The organism is Hamadaea sp. NPDC051192 (assembly GCF_040682475.1).
In the GTDB taxonomy this organism is placed as follows: Bacteria; Actinomycetota; Actinomycetes; order Mycobacteriales; family Micromonosporaceae; genus Hamadaea; species Hamadaea flava.
Map to the genome: position 1 here is coordinate 1 of NZ_JBFBAZ010000028.1, position 26118 is coordinate 26118.

General features: G+C 67.2%; 23 protein-coding genes, 4 tRNA genes and 1 pseudogene. 24 read left to right on the plus strand and 4 right to left on the minus strand.

Annotated elements, in window-relative coordinates; translation table 11 throughout:
- Positions 1-116: 116 nt before the first annotated feature.
- Positions 117-728: a nitroreductase family protein gene (locus AB0M47_RS14525; RefSeq protein ID WP_363412934.1), complete on the minus strand. Its 612-nt coding sequence runs from the start codon at positions 726-728 to the stop codon at positions 117-119.
- Between the two features lie 18 nt (positions 729-746).
- On the opposite strand from AB0M47_RS14525, the gene AB0M47_RS14530 reads away from it, so the two are divergent.
- From AB0M47_RS14530 to AB0M47_RS14560, 7 genes and pseudogenes are all read left to right on the plus strand, one after another.
- The gene (locus tag AB0M47_RS14530) at positions 747-1706 is read left to right on the plus strand and encodes an asparaginase (protein WP_363412936.1); all 960 of its coding nucleotides are present in this window, start codon (positions 747-749) and stop codon (positions 1704-1706) included.
- A gap of 62 nt (positions 1707-1768) precedes the next feature.
- A pseudogene (locus AB0M47_RS14535) lies at positions 1769-2098 on the plus strand (helix-turn-helix transcriptional regulator); the annotation flags it as partial.
- A 59-nt stretch (positions 2099-2157) separates the two neighbouring features.
- Positions 2158-2604, plus strand: a complete 447-nt coding sequence (locus AB0M47_RS14540) for a hypothetical protein (protein WP_363412938.1) — start codon at positions 2158-2160, stop codon at positions 2602-2604.
- Positions 2605-2675: 71 nt separating this feature from the next.
- Positions 2676-2996: a DUF2516 family protein gene (locus tag AB0M47_RS14545; protein WP_363412940.1), complete on the plus strand. Its 321-nt coding sequence runs from the start codon at positions 2676-2678 to the stop codon at positions 2994-2996.
- Positions 2993-3880: an alpha/beta hydrolase gene (locus tag AB0M47_RS14550; protein ID WP_253758403.1), complete on the plus strand. Its 888-nt coding sequence runs from the start codon at positions 2993-2995 to the stop codon at positions 3878-3880. Before AB0M47_RS14545 ends, AB0M47_RS14550 begins: the two co-directional genes overlap by 4 nt.
- A gap of 56 nt (positions 3881-3936) precedes the next feature.
- Positions 3937-4671, plus strand: coding sequence for an alanyl-tRNA editing protein (locus AB0M47_RS14555; RefSeq protein ID WP_363412942.1), 735 nt, complete (start codon positions 3937-3939; stop codon positions 4669-4671).
- A 25-nt stretch (positions 4672-4696) separates the two neighbouring features.
- Complete coding sequence (locus AB0M47_RS14560; protein ID WP_363412944.1) at positions 4697-5467, plus strand: EI24 domain-containing protein; 771 nt, start codon at positions 4697-4699, stop codon at positions 5465-5467.
- A 4-nt stretch (positions 5468-5471) separates the two neighbouring features.
- On the opposite strand, the gene AB0M47_RS14565 is transcribed toward AB0M47_RS14560, so the two are convergent.
- Positions 5472-6458: a hypothetical protein gene (locus AB0M47_RS14565; protein WP_363412946.1), complete on the minus strand. Its 987-nt coding sequence runs from the start codon at positions 6456-6458 to the stop codon at positions 5472-5474.
- A gap of 193 nt (positions 6459-6651) precedes the next feature.
- Between AB0M47_RS14565 and htpX the strand changes: the two genes are divergently transcribed.
- A complete protein-coding gene (gene htpX / locus AB0M47_RS14570; protein WP_363412948.1) occupies positions 6652-7527 on the plus strand; it encodes a zinc metalloprotease HtpX in 876 nt (291 codons plus the stop codon).
- Between the two features lie 359 nt (positions 7528-7886).
- On the opposite strand, the gene AB0M47_RS14575 is transcribed toward htpX, so the two are convergent.
- Positions 7887-7967, minus strand: a tRNA-Tyr gene (locus tag AB0M47_RS14575).
- 204 nt (positions 7968-8171) lie between these two features.
- Between AB0M47_RS14575 and AB0M47_RS14580 the strand changes: the two genes are divergently transcribed.
- From AB0M47_RS14580 to rplL, 13 genes are all read left to right on the plus strand, one after another.
- Positions 8172-8666 (plus strand): YajQ family cyclic di-GMP-binding protein, encoded by a 495-nt coding sequence (locus AB0M47_RS14580; RefSeq protein ID WP_253763707.1) that lies wholly within the window; start codon positions 8172-8174, stop codon positions 8664-8666.
- Positions 8667-8909: 243 nt separating this feature from the next.
- A complete protein-coding gene (locus AB0M47_RS14585) occupies positions 8910-9107 on the plus strand; it encodes a hypothetical protein (protein WP_363412950.1) in 198 nt (65 codons plus the stop codon).
- 224 nt (positions 9108-9331) lie between these two features.
- The gene (locus AB0M47_RS14590; protein ID WP_363412952.1) at positions 9332-11674 is read left to right on the plus strand and encodes a bifunctional diguanylate cyclase/phosphodiesterase; all 2343 of its coding nucleotides are present in this window, start codon (positions 9332-9334) and stop codon (positions 11672-11674) included.
- Positions 11675-11778: 104 nt separating this feature from the next.
- Positions 11779-11851 (plus strand) — tRNA-Thr (locus AB0M47_RS14595).
- Between the two features lie 31 nt (positions 11852-11882).
- Positions 11883-11955, plus strand: a tRNA-Met gene (locus tag AB0M47_RS14600).
- 102 nt (positions 11956-12057) lie between these two features.
- A complete protein-coding gene (gene rpmG, locus AB0M47_RS14605) occupies positions 12058-12225 on the plus strand; it encodes a 50S ribosomal protein L33 (protein ID WP_018347744.1) in 168 nt (55 codons plus the stop codon).
- A gap of 198 nt (positions 12226-12423) precedes the next feature.
- A tRNA-Trp gene (locus tag AB0M47_RS14610) sits at positions 12424-12496 on the plus strand.
- A gap of 130 nt (positions 12497-12626) precedes the next feature.
- Positions 12627-13013 carry a preprotein translocase subunit SecE gene (secE, locus tag AB0M47_RS14615; protein ID WP_363412954.1) on the plus strand — a complete coding sequence of 129 codons (387 nt, stop codon included), beginning with the start codon at positions 12627-12629 and terminating at the stop codon, positions 13011-13013.
- A gap of 48 nt (positions 13014-13061) precedes the next feature.
- On the plus strand, positions 13062-13724 hold the full coding sequence (gene nusG / locus AB0M47_RS14620; RefSeq protein ID WP_253763706.1) for a transcription termination/antitermination protein NusG: 663 nt from the start codon (positions 13062-13064) through the stop codon (positions 13722-13724).
- Between the two features lie 266 nt (positions 13725-13990).
- Positions 13991-14425 carry a 50S ribosomal protein L11 gene (gene rplK, locus AB0M47_RS14625; protein ID WP_253758343.1) on the plus strand — a complete coding sequence of 145 codons (435 nt, stop codon included), beginning with the start codon at positions 13991-13993 and terminating at the stop codon, positions 14423-14425.
- 80 nt (positions 14426-14505) lie between these two features.
- Complete coding sequence (gene rplA / locus AB0M47_RS14630) at positions 14506-15219, plus strand: 50S ribosomal protein L1 (RefSeq protein ID WP_363412956.1); 714 nt, start codon at positions 14506-14508, stop codon at positions 15217-15219.
- A gap of 372 nt (positions 15220-15591) precedes the next feature.
- A complete protein-coding gene (gene rplJ / locus AB0M47_RS14635; RefSeq protein ID WP_253758339.1) occupies positions 15592-16131 on the plus strand; it encodes a 50S ribosomal protein L10 in 540 nt (179 codons plus the stop codon).
- Between the two features lie 60 nt (positions 16132-16191).
- On the plus strand, positions 16192-16581 hold the full coding sequence (gene rplL, locus AB0M47_RS14640; RefSeq protein ID WP_253758337.1) for a 50S ribosomal protein L7/L12: 390 nt from the start codon (positions 16192-16194) through the stop codon (positions 16579-16581).
- Between the two features lie 48 nt (positions 16582-16629).
- Here the strand turns inward: rplL and AB0M47_RS14645 are convergent, their stop codons facing one another.
- Positions 16630-17793, minus strand: a complete 1164-nt coding sequence (locus AB0M47_RS14645; protein ID WP_363412959.1) for a mannosyltransferase family protein — start codon at positions 17791-17793, stop codon at positions 16630-16632.
- Between the two features lie 450 nt (positions 17794-18243).
- On the opposite strand from AB0M47_RS14645, the gene AB0M47_RS14650 reads away from it, so the two are divergent.
- The 3 genes from AB0M47_RS14650 (at position 18244) to AB0M47_RS14660 (ending at position 26066) form a co-directional block, all read left to right on the plus strand.
- Positions 18244-21684 (plus strand): DNA-directed RNA polymerase subunit beta, encoded by a 3441-nt coding sequence (locus AB0M47_RS14650; RefSeq protein WP_253758333.1) that lies wholly within the window; start codon positions 18244-18246, stop codon positions 21682-21684.
- 83 nt (positions 21685-21767) lie between these two features.
- Positions 21768-25658, plus strand: coding sequence for a DNA-directed RNA polymerase subunit beta' (locus AB0M47_RS14655; protein WP_363412961.1), 3891 nt, complete (start codon positions 21768-21770; stop codon positions 25656-25658).
- Positions 25659-25742: 84 nt separating this feature from the next.
- Entirely contained in the window at positions 25743-26066 is a 324-nt protein-coding gene (locus AB0M47_RS14660) for a hypothetical protein (protein WP_363412963.1), read from the plus strand.
- Positions 26067-26118 lie beyond the last annotated feature (52 nt).

The window sequence follows — 26118 nt, forward strand, 5'->3', positions numbered from 1 at the left end:
GTTTGCCCCCTCGACACGCCGTCGAGACCGCAGTTAACTCCATGATCAACGCGCGGAGGGGGTGGGGTGGGGGTGAGCGAGGCACGAGCGGTAGGGGGCGGGGGCGGTAGGGGGCGTTAGCGCGGGGTGAAGCGGGTGCGGTGGACGACCTCGTCGACGCCGCGGCGGCCGCGGCGGAGCGAAGGCGAGCGCCGGTCCGGTGCGCGGTAGCCCACGGTGATCGCCCCGATCGGCGTGTACGAGCCGGGCACGTCGAACGCGGCCCGGAACGCGTCGACCCGGGCGGGCGGGATGCCGAAGAAGCACGCGCCGAGTCCGTTGTCGACCGCGGTGAGCAGCATCATCAGCGAGGCCATCCCGGCGTCGATGTACCAGTAGGGGACCGGCCACCGGGACTCGTCGCGATCGGTCCAGCCCTTGTCCGGCTCGGCGTACCGGTCCAGGTACGCGTCTTTGCAGGACAGCGGCACGATGATCACCGGCGCCGACCGCATGCCACGCAGCCAGTTGTCGGGTGGTCCAGCGGCCGGTGGGGTGGTCGCGGCCCAGAACTCGGCCACCGAGGCCGGGGTGTCGAGGACGAGGAACGCCCAGCCTTGCGAGAAGCCCGCGCTCGGGGCGTGGATCGCGTGCTGGAGGAGTTCATCGACGATCTCCGGGGGTACCGGACGGTCGGGGTCGTAGTTGCGCACCATCCGCCGCCGGGCGACGACATCGCGGAATTCCATGCCCTCTACCCTGCCAGTATGGGCAAGACCTATCAGGGTGGCGAGCTGCTCGCCGAAGTCGTCCGGTCGGGATTCGTCGAGGGGCTGCACCGCGGTTCGGTGGTCGTCCTCGACGCCACGGGCACGCGGGTCGCGTCCGCGGGCGACGTCGAGGCGCCGATCTTCCCGCGCTCGTCGAACAAGCCCATGCAGGCGGTGGGCATGCTCCGCGCGGGGCTGCGGCTCACCGACCCGGCTGATCTCGCTCTCGCCGCCGCGAGTCACTTCGGCCAGGACTTTCACATCTCACGAGTACGCGCACTGCTGCGCTCCGCCGGGGTCGACGAGTCGGCGCTGCGCTGCCCGCCGGATCTTCCCCTGGACGAGGCCGCGCGGGCCGAGGTGCTGCGCGCGGGCGGCCGGGCCGAGCGCGTCTACATGAACTGTTCGGGCAAGCACACGGGGATGCTGCTCACCTGCCTCGCGGCGGGCTGGGCGACCGAGGGGTACCTCGATCCCGAGCACCCGTTGCAAGAGCGGCTGCGGGACGCGGTCGAGTCGTTCGCGGGCGAGCCGGTGGCCGCGACCGGGGTCGACGGCTGCGGCGCGCCGGTGCTCGCGATCTCGCTGACCGGGCTCGCACGGGCGTTCCTCGCGCTGGTGGAGGCACCCGTCGGCTCGGCGGAGCGGTCGGTGGCCGACGCCATGCGGGCGTACCCGGAACTGGTGAGCGGCACCGGGCAGGACGACGACCGCTTGATGAAGGGCGTACCGGGGTTGCTGTCGAAGGGCGGAGCCGAAGGCGTGCACGCGCTGGCCGTCCCCGGGGTCGGCGCGGTCGCGGTGAAGATCGACGACGGTGGGATGCGGGCGCGCATGCCGATCGTGGTGAGCGCGTTGCGCCGCTTGGGCGTCGAAGCGCCCGTACTCTCGGAGCTGACCGAGTTTCGGCTGCTCGGTGGGGGAGAGCCGGTGGGGGCGGTCCGGGCCACCTGGTGACCCTGCTAACTGTTGTTAGCATTCTGCTTGCAAGAGTTAACACCCCGGCATACCTTGGGTGAGTGCACACGCCCGACATCGGCTCCTTCATCAAGGACCTGCGCGAGAACGCCAAGATCTCGCTCCGGCAGCTCGCCGAGCAGGCCGGTGTCAGCAACGCGTACATCAGCCAGATCGAGCGGGGGTTGCGCAAGCCGAGCGCGGAGGTGCTCGCTTCCATCGCGGGCGCGCTGCGTGTCTCGACTCCGGCGATGTACCTGCGGGCGGGACTGCTCGGGAAGGACGACACGCACGGCGTCGTCGCGGCCATCTCGGCCGATCCCGAGTTGACCCTGGCGCAGAAGCAGTCCCTGACCCAGATCTACGAGACATTCCGCCGGGAGAACGCGCGGGACACCGACCGTGACGACGCCGGCATCGCCGAGAGCGCCGCCGTTGAGGAGGAATACCAGTGAGCACCACCGACCAGAAGCACTCCAACGCCGTGTACGCCGCCGCCGGCATCGGCGACCTGGCCGTCGAGCAGCTGAAGAAGATTCCGGCGCTGGCCGACCAGCTGCGTACCAAGGCCGGGCAGCTGCGTGAGCAGGGCCCGACGCTGCGCGCCCAGGCCACCGAGAAGGCCGCCGAGCTGACCGGCAAGGTCGACGTCGAGCGCATCCGCACCGTCCTGATGACGAACGCGCAGAAGGCCGCCGAGAAGGCGACCGCCCTCTACGGCGACCTGGTCGCCCGGGGCGAGCGCGTCGTCGACACCGAGCCCGGCGCGGCCGACGTGGTCGACTCCGAGATCGTCGACCCGGCCCCGCAGGCGACCGCCGACCCGGAGGCGCCCAACGCGCCGAAGCCCACCGCCAAGCCGACCGCACGCAAGCCGAAGGCCACGCCAGAGGGCTGAGAAAAACGCCGATGCGCTGGGGTCGTCCTCGTGATGTGCGAGGACGACCCCAGTTGCATACTCTTGGCGGCATGGGACTGGTTTCGTCGTCGTACTTCGCCGACACCATCGTGGGCTGGCTGAACCTGATCATCAACATCGCGGCGATCATCTTGGAGGCCTGGGCGGTCATCCACTGCGCCATGCAGCGCCCGGACGCGTTCACCGCCCTCGGCACGCCCATCCCCAAGGGCGGCTGGCTGGTCATCCTCATCCTGTCCCTGATCATCACGCTGTTCTTCGGCGTCCTGGGCTCGCTGTTCATGCTGGGTCTGATCGGTCTCGGCTTCACCGGCTTCTACCTGCTCCAGCTGCGCTCGGGCTTCCGAGAACTCCTGGAGGGTCGCTGGTGAACCAGTTCCGCTGGCCGCCGCCGCCGGACGGCACACCCCGGCGGGTGCGGCCGCGGTACGGGGCGCCCCGGTCGGCCCGCCCGGCCCCGCTCGCGGCGACGACCGAGCTGATCGCCACGCCGCACGGCGTACTGCTGGAGCGGCTCGTCACCGGCATCGGCGACCCCGTGACCGTCTTCGCGCACGGGCTGGCCCAGGGCATCCCGGAGACCCGCGTCTACGGCAGCGGCGTCACCGGCCGGCGGGTGTTCTTCCAGTTCCGGGGGCACGGCCGGTCCGACGCCCCGCCCGGCGAGTGGACGTACGCCGACCTCACCCGGGACCTGCGAGCGATCGCCGACCTCTCCGGTGCGACGCGCGCGCTCGGTGTCAGCCTCGGCGCCGGTGCCCTCACCCGGCTGCTGGTGGACTCGCCGGACCGGTTCGAGAAGCTCGTCTTCGTCCTGCCGGCGGTGCTGACCCAGCGGGTCTCGACGGCCAGCCAGGAGCGCATCACGACGCTGCTGGAGGCGCTCGACAGCGGCGACATCGGCCAGCTCGCCAATCAGCTGGTGGCCGAGGTGCCCAAGACGTTCCGCAACGCCGCACCCGGCTGGGCGTACGTGCGGCAGCGGCTCGACGCGCTGCTCCGCGACGGGCTCGCGCCGGGAGTCGCCGCCTTCGCCGAGCAGTCCGCGATCCTCGACCTCACCGCGCTGGCCAAGGTACGGGTGCCGGCTTTGGTGATCGGCTGCCTTGGCGACGAGCTGCACCCGGTCGGCGTGGCCGAAGAACTGGCCGAAGCGCTGCCCAACGCGCAGGTGCAGATCTACCAGCGTCCGGCCCTGCTCTGGACCGAGCGCGCCGAGCTGCGCGATCGCATCTCGTCGTTCCTGAACGACTGAGCGGCACCCACTGAGCCGGCGCCTGGCCGGACCGGCTCGGGAGTACGCTCGCCCGCATGGGTGTGACGCGCCATGGGCGTACCGATCGCTTGGACCTGCTGGACCCCACCCTGCGCGAGTGGGAGTGCACCGTGGTGGCCGCGGACCCCGAGACCGGCATCGTGCTGGACCGGTCGGCGTTCTACCCGGGTGGCGGCGGCCAGCCGCCGGACCACGGCGTGCTGTTGTGGCAGGGCGTGCAGACCCGGATCGCCGGGACGCGCAAGGGTGACGACCTCTACCTGATTCCGGTCGAGGGCGACCCGATCCCGCCGGTCGGCACGCAGGTCGTCGGCGCGGTCGAGGACGAGCGGCGGTCGCTGCTCATGCGCACGCACTCCGGCCTGCACATCCTGTGCGGCGTGGTGTTCCGCGACTTCGGCGCGCTGGTGACGGGCGGCAACATGGAGCCCGGCGAGGCGCGGATGGACTTCAACCTCCCCGAGGTGCCCGCCGAGTTCAAGGCCCGGCTGGAGGAGCTGGTCAACGCCGAGATCGTGGCCGACCGGAAGGTCGTCACGAAGGTGCTCGGCCGCGACGAGGCGCTCGCGCTGCCCGACATCATCCGGACGCAGTCCAACCTCATTCCGGCGGACGAGGCGGAGATCCGGATCGTCGACATCGTGGGTCTCGACGTGCAGGCCGACGGCGGTACGCACGTCGCCTCGACCTCGGCGGTCGGCAAAGTGCAGGTCGTGAAGGTGGAGAGCAAGGGCAAGGCGAACCGTCGGGTTCGCGTCCGTCTCGTGTAGTGCGGTTCGGCTAAGCTGCGCGTCCATGATGGCGCAGTTGTTCGCGGGCGTACGCATCTTCGGCCGCGGCCTGAAGATCTACGGACGCAATCCGGGGCTGGTCGTGCTGGGCATCATTCCGGCTCTGATCACCCTGCTGTTGTTCGCGTTCCTCTTCGGACTGCTGCTGTACTTCGTGGACGACCTGAGCGCCACCGTCACGTGGTTCGCCGACGACTGGTCCACCGGCTGGCGTACGGCGACCCGGATCGCGGCCGGAGTCGGGCTCGTCGGGGTGGCGATGCTGCTCTGGGTGGTCTCGTTCACGGCGATCACGCTGCTCATCGGCGACCCGTTCTACGAGAAGATCGCCGAGCAGGTCGAGGTCTCGCTCGGCGGCGTACCGGACGAGGTCGACCGGACCTTCTGGCAGGAGTTGTCCCGCGGGCTGCGGGACTCGCTGCGGCTGATGCTCATCTCCACGCTCTTCGGCATCCCGCTGTTCCTCGCCGGGTTCATCCCGATCGTCGGCCAGACCGTCATCCCGGTGATCGGCGCGCTGGTCGGCGGCTGGTTCCTCGCGGTCGAACTCGTCGGCGTCGCCTTCTCCCGGCGGGGCCTGACCTTCCGGGACCGCGTCGCGAAACTCCGCGGGCACCGGTGGATCGCGGTCGGCTTCGGCGCCTGCGTCTTCCTCTGCTTCCTGATCCCGCTCGGCGCGGTCTTCGTGATGCCCGCAGCGGTGGCGGGCGGGACGATCCTCGCCCGCCACGTCCTCGGCGCGGAGGCTCCGGTCCCAGCGGTTCCGCAGGGCTGATCCGTCAGGCGGCGACCGGCGTACGCCGATGCTGAAGCACGTCCGCCTCCTCGGCCGGTACGCCCGACGCGACGAGCAGGTGCAGCACGGCGGCGTCGGCGCTGGCAGCCACTCCGGCGGCGCCCAGGCTGAGCTTCTCTTCCCGCATCATCGCCACCCACTGGGCGGCCGAGATCAGCAGCGGCCGGGCGTCGCGTGGGCAGCCCTGGCGCTCCAACTGCTCCCGCAGTACGCCGATCCCGTCGGCCAGCGCGTCCAGCGCCTGCGGCAACGCGACGGGCACCGGCTCGCCCGCCCGCAGGATGCCCCACCAGGCGTGCTGAGCGAGACTGCGGATGTGGCGTACGGCGTACCCGATCTCGGTGGCCATGCCGGTGTGCGTGGTGAGGTCCTGGCCGGTCGACCAGCGCAGGATCAGGGCTGACCGGCGTACCTGTAGGAGGGCCTCCTCCAGCCGGCGCAGCCAGACGTCGGTCTCCACGAGCGCGTAGACCGCGGCGCCGGCGGCGGCCGGATCGTGCTGCCGCAGTGCGGTGGAGACGGTCCGGAGGTTGGTCGTGAGGCTGGTGAGCAGCGGGTCGATCGCCTGGTTGACGAGGGTGACCGGGGATCGGGGCGTGGTGAGCCAGGCCACCCCGAGCGCGGTGGCCGTACCGACCGCCGCATCGATCAGCACGTGCGGGGTACTCCAGCTCGGTCCGGCGACCGCGGTGAGCAGTGCTCCGACCGCGACGCCGAAGAGCATCTCGACCGCTCGGCGGTGATGCCGGGCACAGATCAGCTCCATGGTGGCGACGGCGAAGAGTGGGGCGAAGATCGGGAACCCCTGGTGGCCGAGGAGGAAAGCCAGCACGGTGGAGCCGATCGCCGCCAAGAGGATCTGGACGGCGATCGGCCGGATCACCGGCCAGCTGTCCCGCAACATGGCCCACCAGGTGCGCCGCGATCCCGAAGACGGCAGAGCCGAGGCGAAAGCGCGGGAGGTGGACATCCGTCAAGTCTCCGGGGTAGGCCCGTATTGTCCATACTTAGGGGAAAGATGTGGTTAACCCCGCATTGCCATGGCGGTCTCACAGGCGATTCTCAGCGCCGAGAGGGATGATGTTGCCCAGGCCGCCAGTTGACACCTGGCAAGGGAGGCGACCACCGCGGTCGTCACCCGGCTGTATCGAACAGGAGTGATCGTGCACAGCCACAACGGGCTCAAGACGGCCGCGCTGCTCGGCCTCCTGACCGCGATGATCCTTGCGGTCGGGTATTGGCTGGGCGGCAGCACGGGCCTCGTCATCGCCGTCGTCCTCTCCCTGGTCATGAACGGCGTCAGCTACTTCTTCTCCGACAAGCTCGCGCTGCGGTCGATGGGCGCACAGCCGGTCACCGAACAAGAGTTCCCGGCGCTTTACCAGATGGTCCGCGAGCTCTCGCAGCAGGCGGGCAAGCCGATGCCCCGGCTGTACGTCAGCCCCACCTCACAGCCCAACGCCTTCGCCACCGGCCGCAACCCGCAGAACGCGGCGGTCTGCGTGACCGAGGGCATCACGCGCATCCTGGACTACCGGGAGCTGCGCGGCGTCATCGGCCACGAACTTTCGCACGTCTACAACCGCGACATCCTGATCTCCAGCGTGGCGGGCGCCCTCGCGGGCATCATCACCATGCTGGCCAACCTCGCCTGGTTCATCCCGATGGGCGGCGACGACGAAGACGGCCCCAACCCGGCGGTCTTCCTGATGATGCTGATCCTCGGCCCACTGGCCGCGTCGGTCATCCAACTGGCCGTCAGCCGGAGCCGCGAGTTCCAGGCCGACCAGTCAGGCGCCTCGCTCACCAACGACCCGCTCGCGCTCGCCTCGGCGCTGCGCAAGATTCACATGGGTACGCAGCAGCTGCCGCTCCCGGCGGACAACCGGCTGACGAGCACCGCGCACCTGATGATCGACAACCCGTTCAAGGGCGGCGGCATCGCCAGCCTCTTCTCGACGCACCCGCCGATGGAAGAGCGCGTCCGCCGGCTCGAACTGATGGCGGCCAACTCCGGCCCCATCCAGTACGCCCGCTGACCCCAACCTCTTTCGCTGTGCGGCCTCGCCCTCCCCGGGCGGGGCCGCACTTTTCCTCGCCCCGCCCCTCCTCGTTGATCATGGAGTTAACTGTGGTCTCGCCGGCGTGGCGAAGGTGAAAAGTCCATGATCAACGCGGATTGGTGGCCGCCGGTACGGGGGACACGCCGTCTCGAGCCGTCGCCGACCTCCGGGAGAGGGTGCACAGCCAGCTCATGAGAAATTGAAGATCCACATCCCGTCATGTGTCGCTATGAGCCATCGAAGCGACACGAAGCCGGATGTGGATCTTCCGCCCCGCTCCACCAAGCAACGACAAGAGCCTCTGGCGTCTGCCAGAGGCTCTTGATCTTCTGCTGTGGCGGGTGAAGGGTTCGAACCTTCGTAGCTTTCGCGACGGATTTACAGTCCGCTCCCATTGACCACTCGGGCAACCCGCCAAAGCCGTCGCCACACCCTCGGCCGAAGCGTCGGGCGCGTTGACTTGAGAAAGGATAGCGGTACCGGAGGGCGTTCGTGCAACCGGGTTGCCCGGCTCACTTCGCAACCCGGTGTCGCGGCCCGATAGGCTGATGAACCGTACATATCTCCAGTCCATGAAGATCGGCCGTCATGCGGCGGCCAGTCCACGAGGAGCAGGGAAGATGGCTGCCAACCCGTCGTTCGACATCGTCAGCAAGGTCGACCGCCAGGAGGTCGACAACGCGCTGCACCAGACGGAGAAGGAGCTGGGCACGCGGTTCGACTTCCGCGGCACCGGCGCCTCCATCTCTTGGGCCGGCGAGGAAGCAGTGGCGCTGTCGGCGGAGACCGAGGATCGGGTCAAGGCCGCGCTGGAGGTCTTCAAGGAGAAGCTGATCAAGCGGAACATCTCCTTGAAGTCGCTCGACGCCGGCGAGCCGAAGACCTCGGGCAAGGGTTACAAGATCGATTGCAAGATCATTCAGGGCATCGATCAGGAGAAGGCCAAGGCGATCAGCAAGAAGATTCGTGACGAAGGTCCCAAGGGCGTTCAGGCGCAGATCCAGGGCGATCAACTTCGAGTGACCGGCAAGAAGAAGGATGACCTGCAGGAAGTCATCACTCTGCTGAAGGCCGGGGACTTCGGAGTCGCACTTCAGTTCACGAACTATCGTTGACTTCTCGGAATCAGTTCCTTACTGTGAGCAATACTCAGAGTCGGACAGATCCGATTCATGGGTAACCGTCCGACCCGGGAGGGGTCCTCCGACCGTCGACAATCTTCGCTGATAGGGACGAAGTCTCACGAGTCGATGGTGTGGCTCCGCGTTGGGACTTTCCTCGGCCCGCGTTATTGTGGCACTATCCGTTGAGCCCCCATGCCCAACGCATACCGTCGCAATCGATGTCAGGAGCCGCCGATGAACGCCGACAAGGTTCGTCGCCGCTTGGTTTTGGGCGCATTGGCTCTGGTCCTCGGTGGAGTCTTGGCTGCGCCGAACATCGCCAGCGCGGACGACTTCGAGTGGGGTGCGGGCTCGACCGAGCCGGCGTCGGCGGTCACGCACGCTGACGACCTGCCCTCGATGCAGGCCCTCGGCGACTTCGAGTGGGGCTGAGCCGACAACACGGGACTGACGCTGCAAGTGGCTGAGCGGAGACGAGTGTGGCTGGGGCGAGATCCGGGCGGTCTTCGGAGCTCGCCTGGCTGGTCACCGGTCCGCTGGCACTAGTAGCAGTAGTCCTCACCGCGGTCATCGCAGCGAGTGGTAAAGACTCGACCGGAAAATGGCTTCTCGGCCTCCTGTTCCTTTTGTTGTTCCTCTGGGCCGATATGGTCCGGATGCACTTCGAAGTCCGGCGTCAATCGTTTCAGGCGTCCCTGGTAGAGATTCCCTTCATTCTCGGCCTGTTCTTCCTGCCGCCCGTCACATTGATCCTGGTCCGCGTGGTCGCCACCTCGCTGAGCCAGGTGAGACGGAAGATGCCTCCGGTCAAAGCCGCGTTCAACGTTGCGGCCGCAGGCGCGTGCACGGTCTTCGCCGAACTCGTATTACATCTGTTCGGGTCGTTGTCCGCCGAGTCGCCGCGTACCTGGATCGCGCTTTACGCGGCGGGGTTGACCAGCCACTTCGTCTCGATGTTCGCCGTCACCGGCGTCATCACCATCGTTCAGGGTCGAATTCCGCAACGGGTCATGTCCAGCACAGCCATCTCTGGTCTCGTGCTGGCACTCGTCAACATGACCGTGGCGATGGTCGTCCTTGTCCTTTGGGCACAGAGCGTTTTAGCGGTGCTGCTGTTCGGCATACTCGGCGCCGGGTTCGTGGTCGCGTACCGGTCGTACGCCGGATTCCTGCGGCAGCACAATGCGCTCGCCGCTATCTACGAGCTGACCAGAGCGATCGCTGACACGCGTTACGACGGCACGCTGATCGACGTGCTACTGGCCCGGGTCCGTTCGCTCCTCTCCGCGGAGTACGCCTCCCTGTGGGTGCCCGCGCAAGGCAGGTATCCAGAGGTCCTCCTGAGTGCGAGGGTCGAGTCGCTCGGCCTGATAGACGTGGTGGTGACGCCGGACCATCTCCGCCATCGGGTGTTCGAGACAGGAGAGATGCTCGCGCTCGGATCCACGTTCGGCGAGAACGAGGATCTGACAGAACTCCAAGCGGCTGGCGGCAAGGACGCGATCATCGTGCCGTTGCGTACGGGATCAGCGGTCATCGGAACACTGGAGGTCGCCGGCCGCCTCGGCGACACCGTCACCTTCTTGCCGGGCGACGTGAAGCTGCTGGAGGCTGTCGCGGCGCATGCCGCGGTCGCTGTGGAGAACTCACGTCTCGTCGACCGGTTGCGCTACGACGCGTACCACGATGCGTTGACCGGGCTGCCGAACCGCCGCCGCGTGACCACGGCGCTGGAGGAGTCGGTGAAGGTCCGCGCGCCGGGTGAGGTGGTCGCGGTCCTGTTCTTCGATGTGGACTCGTTGCGGGACGTGAACGACTCGCTCGGGTACGCGGCCGGTGACCGGCTGATCGGCGAGGTGGCGACACGGTTGCGTAGCGCGGCCGCGGCGGGGGCGTTGGTCGGCCGGGTCGGCGGTGACGAGTTCGTCGTGACGTTGCGGATTCCGAGCGCCGAGGCGGCGACCAGTTTGGCGACGAGTCTGCGTAAGCAGTTGCAGCAGCCGTTGAGCTTCGGGACGCTGACGCTGGACGTGGACACCGCGGTCGGCATCGTGGTGCATCCCGATCATGGGACCGATCCCGCCACTTTGTTGCAGCGCGCCGAGTTGGCGACACATGCCGCGAAGTCCAGTGCGAACGGCGTACAGCTGTTCAGTCTGGGCATGGAGTCGCGGTCGGTGCGGCGGCTGGGGCTGGCGGGGGATCTGCGCCGGGCGCTGGACAACAACGAGCTGGAGGTCTACTTCCAGCCCAAGGTGGATCTGCGGGACCGGCATCTGGTCGGGGTGGAGTGTCTGGCCCGCTGGGAGCATCCGACGCACGGTTCGGTGGCGCCGGAGGACTTCGTGGCGGTCGCCGAGCACACGGGGCAACTCAGCAGGCTTACCGAGGCCGTGCTGCGCGAGGGACTCCGGCGGGCACGGGAGTGGATCGACGCCGGGCGGCCGCTCGGCGTGGCGGTCAACCTCTCCGCGCGTACGCTGCTCGACACCGAGTTTCCGAACCGGGTCGACGAGATCCTTCGGGAGTACGCGGTCTCGCCCGACCGGCTCACCTTGGAGATCACTGAGGACGGCTTCGTCGGCGAGGAGGATCGGCCGTTGCCGACTCTGCGCCGGCTTTACGAGCTGGGCGTACGCCTTTCGGTGGACGACTTCGGGACGGGCTATTCGTCGCTGTCGTACCTGCGCCGGCTGCCGGTGCACGAGGTGAAGATCGATCGGTCGTTCGTGCAGGGCATGGCGACCGACGCCGGCGATCTGGCGATCGTGCGGGCGGTGGTCGACATCTCGCGGCACTTCGGTCTGGCGGTGGTGGCCGAGGGAGTCGAGAGTGAACTCACGCTCGATCTGCTCGCCGAGATCGGCTGCGACATCGGGCAGGGCTTCCTCTTCAGCCGGCCGCTGCCGTACGAGCGGCTGGAGGCTTGGCTGGGGGCCCGGACGGACGGCGAACCGACGCCTGGCGGCGAAGTCAGGCGGCTGCGCGCGGTCGGCTGACCGGCCGCGAAACACGGCGCGAGTCGAGGGGCTAACCCGATTTCGTGGAATGGGGGCCGCCGTGTACTCTTACCAAGGCGCGCGACGCGGTAAGCGTGGCGCACGCCCCCTTAGCTCAGTCGGCAGAGCGTCTCCATGGTAAGGAGAAGGTCTACGGTTCGATTCCGTAAGGGGGCTCGACCCGGGTGTCTCAGGACAACCCGCGCCCAGCGGTGTAGCTCAGTTGGTAGAGCAAGCGGCTCATAATCGCTGTGTCGCCGGTTCAAGTCCGGCCACCGCTACTTGAGCGTCGTCACATTTGTGGCTCGCTCTTTTGCGTTTCAGCGCAGTGTTCTCCTACGCTGGGACCTCGATATGCACAGCTCATTCAGGAAGGCACTGCTGTGGCTAAGGCGACTGACGTACGTCCAAAGATCACCATGGCGTGCGTGGACTGTAAAGAGCGTAACTACATCACCAAGAAGAACCGGCGTAACGACCCGGACCGGATCGAGCTGAAGAAGTTCTGCCCGCGTTGCGGCAAGCACACCGCGCACCGCGAGACCCGCTGATCCGGCGGTTCCGCCAGCAGCTTTCCAGAAAGACCGGCGCCCGATGGGCTGCCGGTCTTTCTGCTGTGTGAACGCGAAATCACGTCGAGTGGCCTACCTGAGTTGGCAACGGGGACGCCTACCCGTACACTGGTCCGCCGTGGGGTGAGTGACCCCGGCCAGTGGTGCATGCCGCCGGCTGAGGTTTGCTGACCGCACAGGGGTGTGGCGCAATTGGTAGCGCAGCGGTCTCCAAAACCGCAGGTTGCAGGTTCGAGTCCTGTCGCCCCTGCGGCTTGATGCCTTCCGGAGCGGGGCCTGGCCTCCAGTCAACGCAGGCGCGTTTCGGCGGGCGTTGGGCTAGCGTGTGACTGAGTGCGGAAACAAGCACTCCCACCCCCGCGACACGGAAGTAGGGCGAAGTGGCCGAGAGCAATCGACGTGGCGAGGGCGCCGCGGCCGAGCACGTCGAAGACGTGTTCGACGACGCTGTCGACGACGACGCCGAGCTGACCGAGGAAAGCCCGACCGACAAGAAGTCGACCAAGGCGGCGTCGAACAAGGACGCGAAGGATGCCAAGGCGGCGAAGCGTTCGGAGGGCCGGGGCCTGTTCGGCCTGCGCCGGATCTGGCTGTTCTTCCGTGAGGTCATCGGCGAGCTGCGCAAGGTCATCTGGCCGACGCGCAATGATCTGTTGACCTACACCGCTGTCGTGGTGGTATTCGTTGCGATCATGATGACGCTCGTCGGCCTCCTCGATCTCGGTTATGCCAAGGGTGTGCTGTACATCTTCGGCAACCCTAAGTGACAGATGTGACGGAAGTGAGCGAGCGTGGCTGAGTACGACGAGACCGCCGTGACCGACGAGGTCACCGACCAGGCCGAAGAGACGGCAGTGGTCGAGCCGGCGGACGACGACGCTCCCTTCGACCCGGTCGCCGAGCTGCGGCAGAAGCTTCGCTTCGCCCCCGGCGACTGGTACGTGGTGCACTCGTACGCCGGTTACGAGAACAAGGTCAAGACGAACCTCGAGACCCGGATCACCAGCCTCGACATGGAGGACTTCATCTTCCAGGTGGAGGTCCCGACCCGCGAAGAGGCCGAGATCAAGAACGGCAAGCGGCAGGTCGTCACGAACAAGGTGTTCCCGGGTTACATCCTCGTCCGGATGGACCTGACGCCGGAGTCCTACTCCTGCGTCCGCAACACCCCCGGGGTGACGGGCTTCGTCGGCGCGACCGACCGGGCCGACCGTCCCGCGCCGCTGAGCCTCGACGAGGTTCTCAAGTGGCTCGCCCCGGCGGCCGTGGCGGAGCCGGGCAAGAAGGCCAAGGTCGAGGTCAAGGTGCTCGACTTCGAGGTCGGCGACTCGGTCACGGTGACCGACGGCGCCTTCGCCTCGCTGCAGGCCACCATCAACGAGATCAACGCGGACCAGCAGAAGCTGAAGGTCCTGGTCTCGATCTTCGGCCGCGAGACGCCGGTGGAGCTCAACTTCAACCAGGTTTCGAAGATCTGAGATACGGCCCGTTGCTTTCCTGACGGCGCTGCCCGTCGTGTGCCGCGAGCACACGACGGGGTCGTGCGCCTTGCGAGGAAGCGGGAAGAAATGGATCCGCATCTCAGTCTCAGGGCCAGGTTCGAAGATCGAATTTACCGGCGTTATCATGGAACGTCTGGCCTGTGAACAGGTGCGCTGACCGTGCGCGCTGAGCAGGCCGATCCGGTGAAAACCACCCCGGGCGGGATGCGGCCGCACCCTGCCCATACAGCCCAGGAAGAGACATGCCTCCGAAGAAGAAGAAGATCGTCAAGACGTTCACGCTTCAGCTGAAGGCTGCGTCGGCGACTCCGGCTCCGCCGGTTGGTCCCGCGCTCGGTCAGCACGGTGTGAACATCATGGAGTTCGTCAAGGCGTACAACGCCGCGACCGACTCGATGCGCGGTGACGTCGTTCCGGCGCAGATCACCGTTTACGAGGACCGGTCCTTCACCTTCGTGCTGAAGACCCCGCCCGCCGCCCAGCTGCTGATCAAGGCGGCCGGCGTGCCCAAGGGCTCGGGCGTCCCGCACAAGGAGAAGGTCGGCAAGGTCACCAGCGCCCAGGTGCGGGAGATCGCCGAGAAGAAGATGGCCGACCTCAACGCCAACGACGTCGAGCAGGCCATGAAGATCATCGCCGGCACCGCCCGGTCGATGGGCATCACCGTCAACGAGTGACCTTGAGGCGCCCGTTCGCCGGGTGCCGTGGGAGAGCCGCCCCACGCGGCTCGTTGCAGACCACAGGAGATTAAGCAGAGATGCAGCACAGCAAGGCTTACAAGCAGGCGGCCGAGAAGATCGACCGCGCCAAGCTCTACGCCCCCGCCGACGCCATCAAGCTGGCGAAGGACACGAGCCCCACCAAGTTCGACGCCACGGTCGAGGTCGCGATGCGCCTCGGTGTCGACCCGCGTAAGGCGGACCAGATGGTCCGGGGCACTGTCAACCTGCCGCATGGCACCGGTAAGACCGCGCGAGTGATCGTGTTCGCCGCCGGTGAGAAGGCGGCCGAGGCGGAAGCCGCCGGCGCCGACGTCGTCGGCACCGACGAACTGGTCGCCCGGATTCAGGAGGGCTGGCTGGAGTTCGACGCGGCGATCGCCACGCCGGACCAGATGGCCAAGATCGGCCGGATCGCGCGGATCCTGGGCCCGCGCGGCCTCATGCCGAACCCGAAGACCGGCACGGTCACCATGGACGTCACCAAGGCCGTCAACGAGATCAAGGGTGGCAAGATCACCTTCCGGGTGGACAAGCACTCCAACCTCCACCTGATCATCGGCAAGGCGTCGTTCTCGGCCGAGCAGCTGATCGACAACTACGCCGCCGTCGTCGACGAGGTGCAGCGGGCCAAGCCGTCCGCGGCCAAGGGCAAGTACGTCAAGAAGATCACCGTCACCACGACCATGGGCCCTGGCGTCCCGGTCGACCCGAACGTGACGCGGAACTTCCACGAGGGCGCGGAGGGCTGACCCCCACCCGTCCGTCGGACGTAGACAGAGGCTTGAGCTCCCCCGTGGCGCTCAAGCCTCTGTCGCTTTTTCTACCGCAGACGTCTGACAGTTCCATGGGTGACGTGCGGCACGGATTTGGACGTGTCACCGGATGTCCGCTATCGTTACTGGAGTTTCACCCAAAGACCGCTGGTCATCGCGCCCGCAAGGGCGTGGTCGAAGGTCCCGCGACAGCGGGCGACCCGCGCAGGATGACGGATTTGCTCCCGGTGCTCAGCACCGAAGAAGCCCCGTGCGCCTGCGCCGGGGCGTTTTGCTTTTCTCGGTTCCTCCCCGCCCGGGTTCCGCCGGGCGCGACCTGACCAGCTCGAAGCAGGAGAGAGGAGGGACATGGCGGACAAGCCGATTCGGGCCGACAAGGCGGGCGCCGTTGCGGAGCTCACCGAGAACTTCCGTAACTCGCCGGCCACCGTGCTCACCGAGTACCGCGGACTGACCGTGGCGCAGCTGACCGAGCTGCGGCGCTCGCTGGGCCGTACGACCAGCTACACGGTCGCGAAGAACACGCTCGCGAAGCGGGCCGCGACCGAGGCGGGCATCGAAGGCCTCGATGCGCTGTTCACCGGTCCTACCGCGCTCGCCTTCGTCTCCGGCGACCCCGTCGAGGCGGCGAAGAGCCTTCGTGATTTCGCGAAGGCCAACCCGCTCCTCGTCATCAAGGGTGGCGTTTTCGAGGGCAAGGCGATCACGGCGGCCGAGGTCACCAAGATCGCTGACCTGGAGTCCCGCGATGTGCTGCTGGCCAAGCTGGCCGGCGCCATGAAGGCGAACCTGAGCAAGGCCGCGGCCGTGCTCCAGGCCCCGCTTTCGAAGACCGTTCGCACGGTCGCCGCACTGCAGGACAAGCGCGCGAAGGAAGGCGCCGAGTAGCCCTGAGGGCTCCGGCACCACCGATCAACGTTTTCGTAGTTTGAGAAAGGACGCCACATCATGGCGAAGCTGAGCACCGAGGAGCTCCTTGACGCGTTCAAGGAGATGACCCTGATCGAGCTCTCCGAGTTCGTGAAGCAGTTCGAGAGCACCTTCGAGGTCACCGCTGCCGCGCCGGTCGCCGTCGCGGGCGTTGCCGCCGCCGGTGGCGGCGCGGAGGCTCCGGCCGTCGAGGAGCAGGACGAGTTCGACGTCGTCCTGGAGAACGACGGTGGCAAGAAGATCCAGGTCATCAAGGTCGTGCGTGAGCTGACCGGCCTGGGCCTGAAGGAGGCCAAGGACCTCGTCGAGGCCGCCCCCAAGGCGATCCTCGAGAAGGTCAACAAGGAGACCGCCGACAAGGCCAAGGGCAAGCTCGAGGCTGAGGGCGCGGGCGTCACGCTCAAGTGACCTCTGCCGAAAGGGGGCCGTGGACATCCACGGCCCCCTTTCGCGTACTCAGGAGACGAAGGTGTCGCGACGCAGGAACGTGAGGATGTTGATCACGTTCAGCGACATCAGGGTCAGCAGGAGCGTCCGGTCCAGCAGCTCTCTCGCCCCGATCCGGCCGAGCACGAAGAAGATCGGGACGATCTCCAGAAGGAACCGGGGGAGGGAACCCAGTGGATCGTCGGGCCCCACTTCGGTGATCAACAACGGCAGGAACAGCGCCGCGGCGTACACGATGAGATAGCGCTGATCAGCGCGGAACCGGAACGGCCCCACCAGCGCGAGCACGAGGGTGATCAGCCCTAGCCCGAACAGCGCGAGCTGCTGTGCGTAGAGCAGGCTCCGCGCGCTGAGCAGCGGCTGCTCGCCGATCAGCCGCAACGCGTGCCACTGCGGCACGCCGGGCCATTGATAAGCCCGATGCCAGTGGTCCTGGGCATGCGCGAAGGCCAGGGCATCGCCGGTGGTCGTCCAGCAATACCACGAGTACGCCAAAAGCCCGGCCGGGACCAGGAGAAGCGCGAGCGCGGACCACCGGGGACGGCGATGCACCCGCAGATACTCGTACGCCAGGGGCAGCAGGAGAAGCAGTCCGAAGAGCCGGACGGTGCCGGCGAGACCGCCCATGAGCCCCGCGACCCACCAGTTCCCCCGTCGCGCCGCATAGAGCGCGCCGACGGCGAAGAGGATGAACAAGCCTTCGTTGTACGGGGCATAGAGGAAGAACGCGGTCGGGAACGCCACGACATAGAAGACCGTACGCCGCGCGACCGGGCCGTCGAACTCGTGCTCGGCGAGCCGCTGGATCAGGATCAGCGCCGCGAGCGCGACGAGCATCGTGACGATCGGGCCGGCCACCCGTTGCCCGCCGGGCAGATAGTCGCTGCCGTGCAGGAGCAGCGGGTACGCGGGAAAGAAGGCGTGCCGTTCGAAGGTGTCGTATCCACGTTCGGCGATGTCGAGGTAGTGTCCGGAGTCCCAGATGAGCCAGTCCTCGAAGATCAGCTTGGCCGGACGCGGCTCGGTGCCCAGCACGCGATAGTGGTACGCCGTCGTGATGAGGAAGATCAGGGCCCCGACACCCCACGCGACCAGGGCCGGAAGGTGACGCCGGAGAGTCTGGCGGGCGGGCGCCCGGCGTGTCGCGGGCGCGGTCAGCACGTTCGAAGTCATGGCTCCTCGACGGGTCTTTCGGCCGGTCAGCGGGGGGTCTCGGGCGGATTTGCCAGGCTTCGCCGACGGCTCATGATGCCACGCCCACACTGTTATGCGGCATGGTCTTGACGTGGCAGGCGGCGGAGGGCACGCTGATGTCAGTACACAACGCTGGTTGCCGAAGAAAGGACAGTCGCCACCGAAGCACCCGAGACGGTCCCCGATCTGTTCGAGGGAAACTGTCGCCCCTCTGGGTTAGGGTGGTGTGCGACACGTCTGGCCCGGTCTTGCCGTGGCGACTTTACAGCGGCGTGCCTTCCGGCTACACTGCTAGTTTGCGCTGCCCTTCTATCTGCCCCTGCCTGGGATAACTTCCCCGCGGACTTTCCGCGCGGTAGTTCCGGATCAGGGGTTGTTGGAGTGCACGCGTAACGGCCGTTGCACCACCGGTCCTCGGAAGGACGTATCTTGGCAACTTCCCGCCCTGCGAAGACCAGTCGTACGTCGAGCGCTTTCGCTCCCCGCCGGATCTCCTTCGGCAGGATCACCGAACATCTAGAGGTCCCCAACCTCCTCGCCATCCAGACCGAGTCCTTCGACTGGCTGGTCGGCAACGAGGCTTGGCAGACCCGCTCGGCAGCTGATCAGCACGCCCGCTCGGGCCTCGCAGAAATCCTCGAAGAGATCAGTCCCATCGAGGACTTCTCCGGCACTATGTCGCTTTCCTTCTCCAACCCGCGCTTCGAAGAGGTCAAGGCCTCGATCGAGGAATGCAAGGAGAAGGACCTCACCTACTGCGCGCCGCTCTTCGTTACCGCGGAGTTCACCAACAACACCACCGGCGAGATCAAGAGCCAGACGGTGTTCATGGGTGACTTCCCGATGATGACGCCCAAGGGCACTTTCATCATCAACGGCACGGAGCGGATCGTCGTCTCCCAGCTTGTCCGTTCCCCGGGTGTCTACTTCACCAAGGAGCCGGACAAGACCTCCGACCGTGACCTGACGAGTGTCAAGGTCATCCCGAGCCGGGGCGCCTGGCTCGAATTCGACATCGACAAGCGCGACACCGTCGGCGTGCGGATCGACCGCAAGCGCCGGCAGGCCGTCACCGTCCTGCTGAAGGCGATCGGCTGGTCCGCGGACCAGATCCGGGAGCGCTTCGGCTGGTCTGAGCTGCTCATGACCACGCTGGAGAAGGACCACATCGCCAGCCAGGACGAGGCGCTGCTCGACATCTACCGCAAGCTGCGTCCGGGCGAGCCGCCGACGCGCGAGAACGCGCAGACCCTTCTCGACAACCTCTTCTTCAACCCGAAGCGGTACGACGTCGCGAAGGTCGGTCGCTACAAGTTCAACAAGAAGCTCGAGGTCGACGTCCCGATCACCACGGGCGTCCTGACCGAAGAGGACATCGTCTCGACCGTCGAGTACCTCGCTCGCCTGCACGTGGGTGAAGAGGGCTACGAGGCCGACGACATCGACCACTTCGGCAACCGGCGTCTGCGTACCGTGGGCGAGCTCATCCAGAACCAGGTCCGTGTCGGCCTGTCCCGGATGGAGCGCGTCGTCCGCGAGCGTATGACGACCCAGGACGTCGAGGCGATCACGCCGCAGACCCTGATCAACATCCGCCCCGTGGTGGCCGCGATCAAGGAGTTCTTCGGCACGTCGCAGCTCTCCCAGTTCATGGACCAGACCAACCCGCTCGCGGGTCTGACCCACCGGCGCCGGCTCTCGGCGCTCGGCCCGGGTGGTCTGTCCCGGGAGCGCGCCGGCTTCGAGGTTCGTGACGTCCACCCGTCGCACTACGGCCGCATGTGCCCGATCGAGACGCCGGAAGGCCCGAACATCGGCCTCATCGGCGCCCTGTCCACCTTCGCCCGGGTCAACCCGTTCGGCTTCATCGAGACGCCGTACCGGAAGGTCGTCGAGGGTCGTGTGAGCGACCAGATCGACTACCTGACCGCGGACGAGGAGGACCGGCACGTCATCGCGCAGGCCAACGAGCCGCTGATGGCCGACGGTCACTTCGTCGGCGACCGGGTGCTCGTCCGCCGGAAGGGCGGCGAGGTCGACTTCGTCGCGCCGACGCAGGTCGACTACATGGACGTCTCGCCGCGCCAGATGGTGTCGGTCGCGACCGCCATGATCCCGTTCCTCGAGCACGACGACGCCAACCGGGCCCTGATGGGCGCGAACATGCAGCGTCAGGCCGTGCCGCTGGTCAAGGCGGAGTCCCCGCTGGTCGGCACCGGCATGGAGTACCGGGCCGCGGTCGACGCCGGCGACGTGGTCGTGGCCGAGGTCGGCGGTGTGGTCGAGGACCTCTGCGCCGACTACGTGACGGTTCACCAGGACGACGGTCACCGCCGCACGTACCTGCTGCACAAGTTCCGCCGCTCCAACTCGGGCTCCTGCGTCAACCAGAAGCCCGTCGTCTTCGAGGGCGACCGCGTCGAGGCCGGCCAGGTCATCGCCGACGGTCCCTGCACCGACGAGGGCGAGATGGCGCTCGGACGCAACCTGCTGGTCGCGTTCATGCCGTGGGAGGGCCACAACTACGAGGACGCGATCATCCTGTCGCAGCGCCTCGTGCAGGAGGACGTGCTCACCTCGATCCACATCGAGGAGCACGAGGTCGACGCCCGGGACACCAAGCTCGGCCCGGAGGAGATCACCCGCGACATCCCGAACGTCAGCGAGGAGATGCTCGCCGACCTCGACGAGCGCGGCATCATCCGGATCGGCGCCGAGGTCGTCCCCGGTGACATCCTGGTCGGCAAGGTGACGCCCAAGGGCGAGACCGAGCTGACCCCGGAGGAGCGGCTGCTCCGCGCGATCTTCGGCGAGAAGGCGCGTGAGGTCCGGGACACCTCGCTGAAGGTTCCGCACGGCGAGACCGGCACGGTCATCGGCGTACGCACCTTCTCCCGTGAGGACGGCGACGAGCTGCCTCCGGGTGTGAACGAGCTGGTCCGGGTCTACGTGGCCCAGAAGCGGAAGATCCAGGACGGTGACAAGCTCGCGGGCCGCCACGGCAACAAGGGCGTCATCTCCAAGATCCTTCCGGTCGAGGACATGCCGTTCCTCGAGGACGGCACGCCGGTCGACATCGTGCTCAACCCGCTGGGTGTGCCCTCGCGAATGAACATCGGGCAGGTCCTGGAGACCCACCTCGGGTGGGTGGCCAAGACCGGCTGGAAGATCGAGGGCGAGGACGCGGACTGGAAGAAGGCTCTCCGGTCGATCGACGCTCACGAGTCGGTGCCTGACACGAACGTCGCCACGCCGGTCTTCGACGGCGCCAAGGAGGAGGAGATCACCGGTCTGCTCGCCTCGACGCTGCCGAACCGTGACGGCAAGCAGCTCGTGGGGGCGTCCGGCAAGGCCCAGCTGTTCGACGGCCGCAGCGGTGAGCCGCTGCCGGACCCGATCGCGGTGGGCTACATCTACATCCTGAAGCTGAACCACCTGGTCGACGACAAGATCCACGCTCGGTCGACCGGTCCGTACTCGATGATCACGCAGCAGCCGCTGGGTGGTAAGGCGCAGTTCGGTGGTCAGCGCTTCGGTGAGATGGAGTGCTGGGCGATGCAGGCCTACGGCGCGGCGTACGCGTTGCAGGAGCTGCTCACCATCAAGTCCGACGACGTCCTCGGCCGGGTGAAGGTCTACGAGGCGATCGTCAAGGGCGAGAACATCCCCGAGCCGGGTATCCCGGAATCGTTCAAGGTCCTCCTCAAGGAACTCCAGTCGCTCTGCCTGAACGTGGAGGTCCTCTCCAGCGACGGCGTCGCCCTGGAGATGCGGGAGACCGACGACGAGGTGTTCCGGGCGGCCGAGGAGCTGGGCATCGACTTGTCCCGCCGGCCCAATGAAGGCGTGATCAGCGTCGACGAAGTCTGATCAAGGTGCTTGCCGGGGGCCGCGAGGCCCCCGGCTCACCCCACGAAGACGACCTAGGCAAGAACGAGCCAGAAGGAAATTAAGTGCTCGACGTTAACTTCTTCGATGAGCTGCGAATCGCCTTGGCGAGCGCGGAAGACATTCGACGCTGGTCGCACGGCGAGGTCAAGAAGCCCGAGACCATCAACTACCGCACCCTGAAGCCCGAGAAGGACGGACTCTTCTGCGAGAAGATCTTCGGTCCGCAGCGGGACTGGGAGTGCTACTGCGGTAAGTACAAGCGGGTCCGCTTCAAGGGCATCGTCTGTGAGCGGTGTGGCGTCGAGGTGACCCGGTCCAAGGTGCGTCGTGAGCGGATGGGCCACATCGAGCTCGCCGCTCCGGTGACGCACATCTGGTACTTCAAGGGCGTCCCGAGCCGGCTGGGCTACCTGCTCGACCTGGCTCCGAAGGACCTTGAGAAGATCATCTACTTCGCTTCCTACGTCATCACGAGCGTTGACACCGAGGCGCGTCACCGTGATCTCTCGACCATCGAGAACGAGATCTTCGCGGAGAAGCGCCAGGCCGAGAACGCCCGCGACGCCGAGATCGAGAAGCGCGCCGCCAAGCTCGAGGCCGACCTGGCCGAGCTGGAGGCCGAAGGCGCCAAGGCCGACGTGCGCCGCAAGGTCAAGGAGTCCGGCGAGCGCGAGATGCGCCAGATCCGGGACAAGGCGCAGCGCGAGATCGACCGGCTCGACGAGGTGCTCGACACCTTCCGGAAGCTGGACTCGAAGCAGCTGGTCACCGACGAGCTGCTCTACCGGGAGCTGCGCGACCGGTTCGGCGAGTACTTCACCGGCGGCATGGGCGCCGAGGCGATCAAGGCGCTGCTGGAGAACATGGACCTCAGCAACGAGGCCGACGATCTCCGGGAGACCATCCGCACCGGCAAGGGCCAGCGGAAGATCCGGGCGCTCAAGCGGCTGAAGGTCGTGGCGGCGTTCCTGAACACCAACAACTCGCCGCTCGGCATGGTGCTGGACTGCGTACCGGTCATCCCGCCGGACCTGCGTCCGATGGTGCAGCTCGACGGTGGCCGCTTCGCCACCAGCGACCTGAACGACCTCTACCGTCGCGTGATCAACCGCAACAACCGCCTCAAGCGTCTGATCGACCTCGGCGCGCCCGAGATCATCGTGAACAACGAGAAGCGGATGCTGCAGGAGGCCGTCGACGCGCTGTTCGACAACGGCCGGCGTGGCCGTCCGGTCACCGGGCCGGGCAACCGTCCGCTGAAGTCGCTGTCCGACATGCTCAAGGGCAAGCAGGGCCGGTTCCGCCAGAACCTGCTCGGCAAGCGCGTGGACTACTCCGGCCGATCGGTCATCGTCGTCGGCCCGCGGCTGAAGCTGCACCAGTGCGGTCTGCCCAAGCAGATGGCGCTGGAGCTGTTCAAGCCGTTCGTGATGAAGCGCCTGGTGGACCTGAACCACGCGCAGAACATCAAGTCCGCCAAGCGGATGGTCGAGCGTCAGCGGCCGGTCGTGTGGGACGTCCTCGAAGAGGTCATCACCGAGCACCCGGTTCTGCTGAACCGCGCGCCGACCCTGCACCGTCTGGGCATCCAGGCCTTCGAGCCGCAGCTGGTCGAGGGCAAGGCGATCCAGATCCACCCGCTCGTCTGCACCGCGTTCAACGCGGACTTCGACGGCGACCAGATGGCGGTGCACGTGCCGCTGTCGGCTGAGGCGCAGGCCGAGGCCCGCATCCTGATGCTGTCCTCGAACAACATCCTCAAGCCGGCCGACGGCAAGCCGGTCACCATGCCGACCCAGGACATGGTCATCGGGCTCTACCACCTGACGCACCTGCGGACGGGTCTGCTCGGCGAGGGTCGGGCGTTCAGCACGGACGCCGAGGCGCGGATGGCGTACGACCAGGGCGAGCTGCACCTGCAGGCGCCGGTCAAGATCCGGCTCGACGGCCTGATCGGCGTGGACAACGGAGTGGGCAAGCCCGAGTGGGAGGCCCCGGAGGACTGGGAGCCCGGTCAGCCGCTGATCGTGGACACCACCCTCGGCCGGGTCCTGTTCAACGAGACGCTGCCGGTCGGCTACCGCTTCGTGAACTACGAGATCCGCAAGGGCCAGCTCTCGGCGATCGTCAACGACCTCGCCGAGCGCTTCCCGAAGGTCGCCCTGGCGGCGACGCTCGACGCGCTCAAGGAAGCCGGGTTCCACTGGGCCACCTGGTCCGGCGTGACCATCGGCATCGAGGACGTCGTCCAGCCGCCGGCCAAGAAGGGCATCCTGGAGCGCTACGAGAAGGAGGCCGAGCGGATCGACAAGCAGTACCAGCGCGGCCTCATGACCTCTGAGGAGCGCCGGGGCGAGCTGATCCAGATCTGGACCAAGGCGACCAACGAGGTCGCCAAGGAGATGGAGACGGCCCTGCCGCAGGAGGGCTCGCTGTGGAAGATGATCCACTCGGGCGCCCGCGGTAACCTGCTCCAGCTGCGGCAGATCGCCGCGATCCGTGGTCTGGTGGCCAACCCGAAGGGCGAGATCATCCCGCGTCCGATCAAGTCCTCGTTCCGCGAGGGTCTGTCGGTGCTGGAGTACTTCATCTCGACCCACGGTGCTCGTAAGGGTCTGGCCGACACCGCGCTGCGTACCGCCGACTCGGGTTACCTGACCCGTCGTCTGGTGGACGTCTCGCAGGACGTCATCATCCGCGAAGAGGACTGCGGCACGGACCGGGCCATCCCGATCCACGTCGGCGAGCGCGCCGACGGCACGGTGGTCGTGCACGAGTTCGCGGAGACCGGCGGCCACGCGCGTACGCTCGCCGACGACGTCACCGACGACGCGGGCAAGCTCGTCGCGTCCCGGGGTGTCGACCTCAACTCGATCATCATCGACGCGCTGGTCAAGGCCGGTGTCGAGACGGTTCGGGTGCGGAGCGTGCTGACCTGTGAGTCGAAGCTCGGCGTCTGCGCCGCCTGCTACGGGCGGTCGCTGCCGACCGGTAAGACGGTCGACGTCGGCGAGGCGGTCGGCATCATCGCGGCCCAGTCCATCGGTGAGCCCGGTACGCAGCTGACGATGCGTACCTTCCACACCGGTGGTGTCGCGGGTGAGGACATCACCCAGGGTCTGCCCCGTGTCCAGGAGATCTTCGAGGCGCGCGTGCCCAAGGGCAAGGCGCCGATCGCGGAGACCCCGGGCCGGATCCGGATCGAGGACGGCGACCGGTCGCGGAAGATCATCATCGTGCCGGACGACGGCAGCGACGAGATCGTCCACGACAAGATCTCCAAGCGCGTACGCCTTCGGGTGCACGACGGCGCGCACGTGGAGGTCGGCGAGAAGCTGACCGAGGGCACCATCGACCCGCACGAGCTCCTCCGGGTGCTCGGCCCGCGGGCGGTGCAGGTCCACCTGACCCAGGAGGTCCAGGAGGTCTACCGGTCGCAGGGCGTGATGATCCACGACAAGCACATCGAGATCATCATTCGGCAGATGCTCAAGCGCGTCACGGTCATCGACTCCGGCGCGACCGAGTTCCTGCCGGGTGTGCTGGTCGACCGGGCTCAGTTCGAGTCGGAGAACCGGCGCGTCGTGTCCGAGGGCGGCGAGCCCGCGGCCGGACGTCCGGTGCTGATGGGTATCACGAAGGCGTCGCTCGCCACCGAGTCGTGGCTCTCGGCCGCCTCCTTCCAGGAGACGACCCGGGTGCTCACCGAAGCGGCGATCAACAGCCGGAGCGACTCGCTCATCGGCCTCAAGGAGAACGTCATCATCGGTAAGCTCATCCCGGCCGGTACCGGCATCAGCAAGTACCGCAACATCCGGGTGGAGCCGACCGAGGAGGCGAAGGCGAAGGTCTACTCGATGACCGCCGCCTACGGCGAGACCGACTACGGGTTCGGCCCGGCGAGTGGTCTGGCCGTCCCGCTGGACGACTTCGACTTCGGTGCGTACCGCTGATCTTCGAGATCTGCTGAACAAACGCAAGACGCGGCCCGCGATCACTTCCGATCGCGGGCCGCGTCGCGTTGATAATCTACGCGAATGCGACACCCGGACGATCCGGAGCCGATCCGCGACAGCAAGGCCCTGACCGCGTACATCTTGGGATGGATCGCCGTGGCCACGGGCCTGCTCGTGGGCGGCGTGGTCCCGGCCGTCGTGGCGTTGGCCCTGGCCCGGCAGGCTCGCGGCGAGATAGCGGACGGGCAGGGCTGGCGCACCGGCGATCGGCTGGCGGTACGCGGACAGCTGCTTGCCTGGATCGCGCTGGGGCTCGCGGTGCTCGCCGTCTGTGCGGCCGTGACCATCGGCGTGCTGATGCGGTCGGCGAATCCGAACCACGACTTTCCGCCGGGCGTGAACTGACCGCACTTCTGACTGCACTTCTAGCGACCAGGGGAGTGTGCGAGGATCGCAG

Bases quoted from the DNA above. Each gene is read 5' to 3' on its own strand.
- AB0M47_RS14525 (WP_363412934.1), bottom strand. From the start codon at position 728: ATGGAATTCCGCGATGTCGTCGCCCGGCGGCGGATGGTGCGCAACTAC.
- AB0M47_RS14530 (WP_363412936.1), top strand. From the start codon at position 747: ATGGGCAAGACCTATCAGGGTGGCGAGCTGCTCGCCGAAGTCGTCCGG.
- AB0M47_RS14545 (WP_363412940.1), top strand. From the start codon at position 2,676: ATGGGACTGGTTTCGTCGTCGTACTTCGCCGACACCATCGTGGGCTGG.
- AB0M47_RS14555 (WP_363412942.1), top strand. From the start codon at position 3,937: ATGGGTGTGACGCGCCATGGGCGTACCGATCGCTTGGACCTGCTGGAC.
- AB0M47_RS14560 (WP_363412944.1), top strand. From the start codon at position 4,697: ATGATGGCGCAGTTGTTCGCGGGCGTACGCATCTTCGGCCGCGGCCTG.
- AB0M47_RS14565 (WP_363412946.1), bottom strand. From the start codon at position 6,458: ATGTCCACCTCCCGCGCTTTCGCCTCGGCTCTGCCGTCTTCGGGATCG.
- AB0M47_RS14580 (WP_253763707.1), top strand. From the start codon at position 8,172: ATGGCTGCCAACCCGTCGTTCGACATCGTCAGCAAGGTCGACCGCCAG.
- AB0M47_RS14585 (WP_363412950.1), top strand. From the start codon at position 8,910: ATGAACGCCGACAAGGTTCGTCGCCGCTTGGTTTTGGGCGCATTGGCT.
- AB0M47_RS14590 (WP_363412952.1), top strand. From the start codon at position 9,332: ATGCACTTCGAAGTCCGGCGTCAATCGTTTCAGGCGTCCCTGGTAGAG.
- rplK (WP_253758343.1), top strand. From the start codon at position 13,991: ATGCCTCCGAAGAAGAAGAAGATCGTCAAGACGTTCACGCTTCAGCTG.
- rplA (WP_363412956.1), top strand. From the start codon at position 14,506: ATGCAGCACAGCAAGGCTTACAAGCAGGCGGCCGAGAAGATCGACCGC.
- rplJ (WP_253758339.1), top strand. From the start codon at position 15,592: ATGGCGGACAAGCCGATTCGGGCCGACAAGGCGGGCGCCGTTGCGGAG.
- rplL (WP_253758337.1), top strand. From the start codon at position 16,192: ATGGCGAAGCTGAGCACCGAGGAGCTCCTTGACGCGTTCAAGGAGATG.
- AB0M47_RS14645 (WP_363412959.1), bottom strand. From the start codon at position 17,793: ATGACTTCGAACGTGCTGACCGCGCCCGCGACACGCCGGGCGCCCGCC.
- AB0M47_RS14660 (WP_363412963.1), top strand. From the start codon at position 25,743: ATGCGACACCCGGACGATCCGGAGCCGATCCGCGACAGCAAGGCCCTG.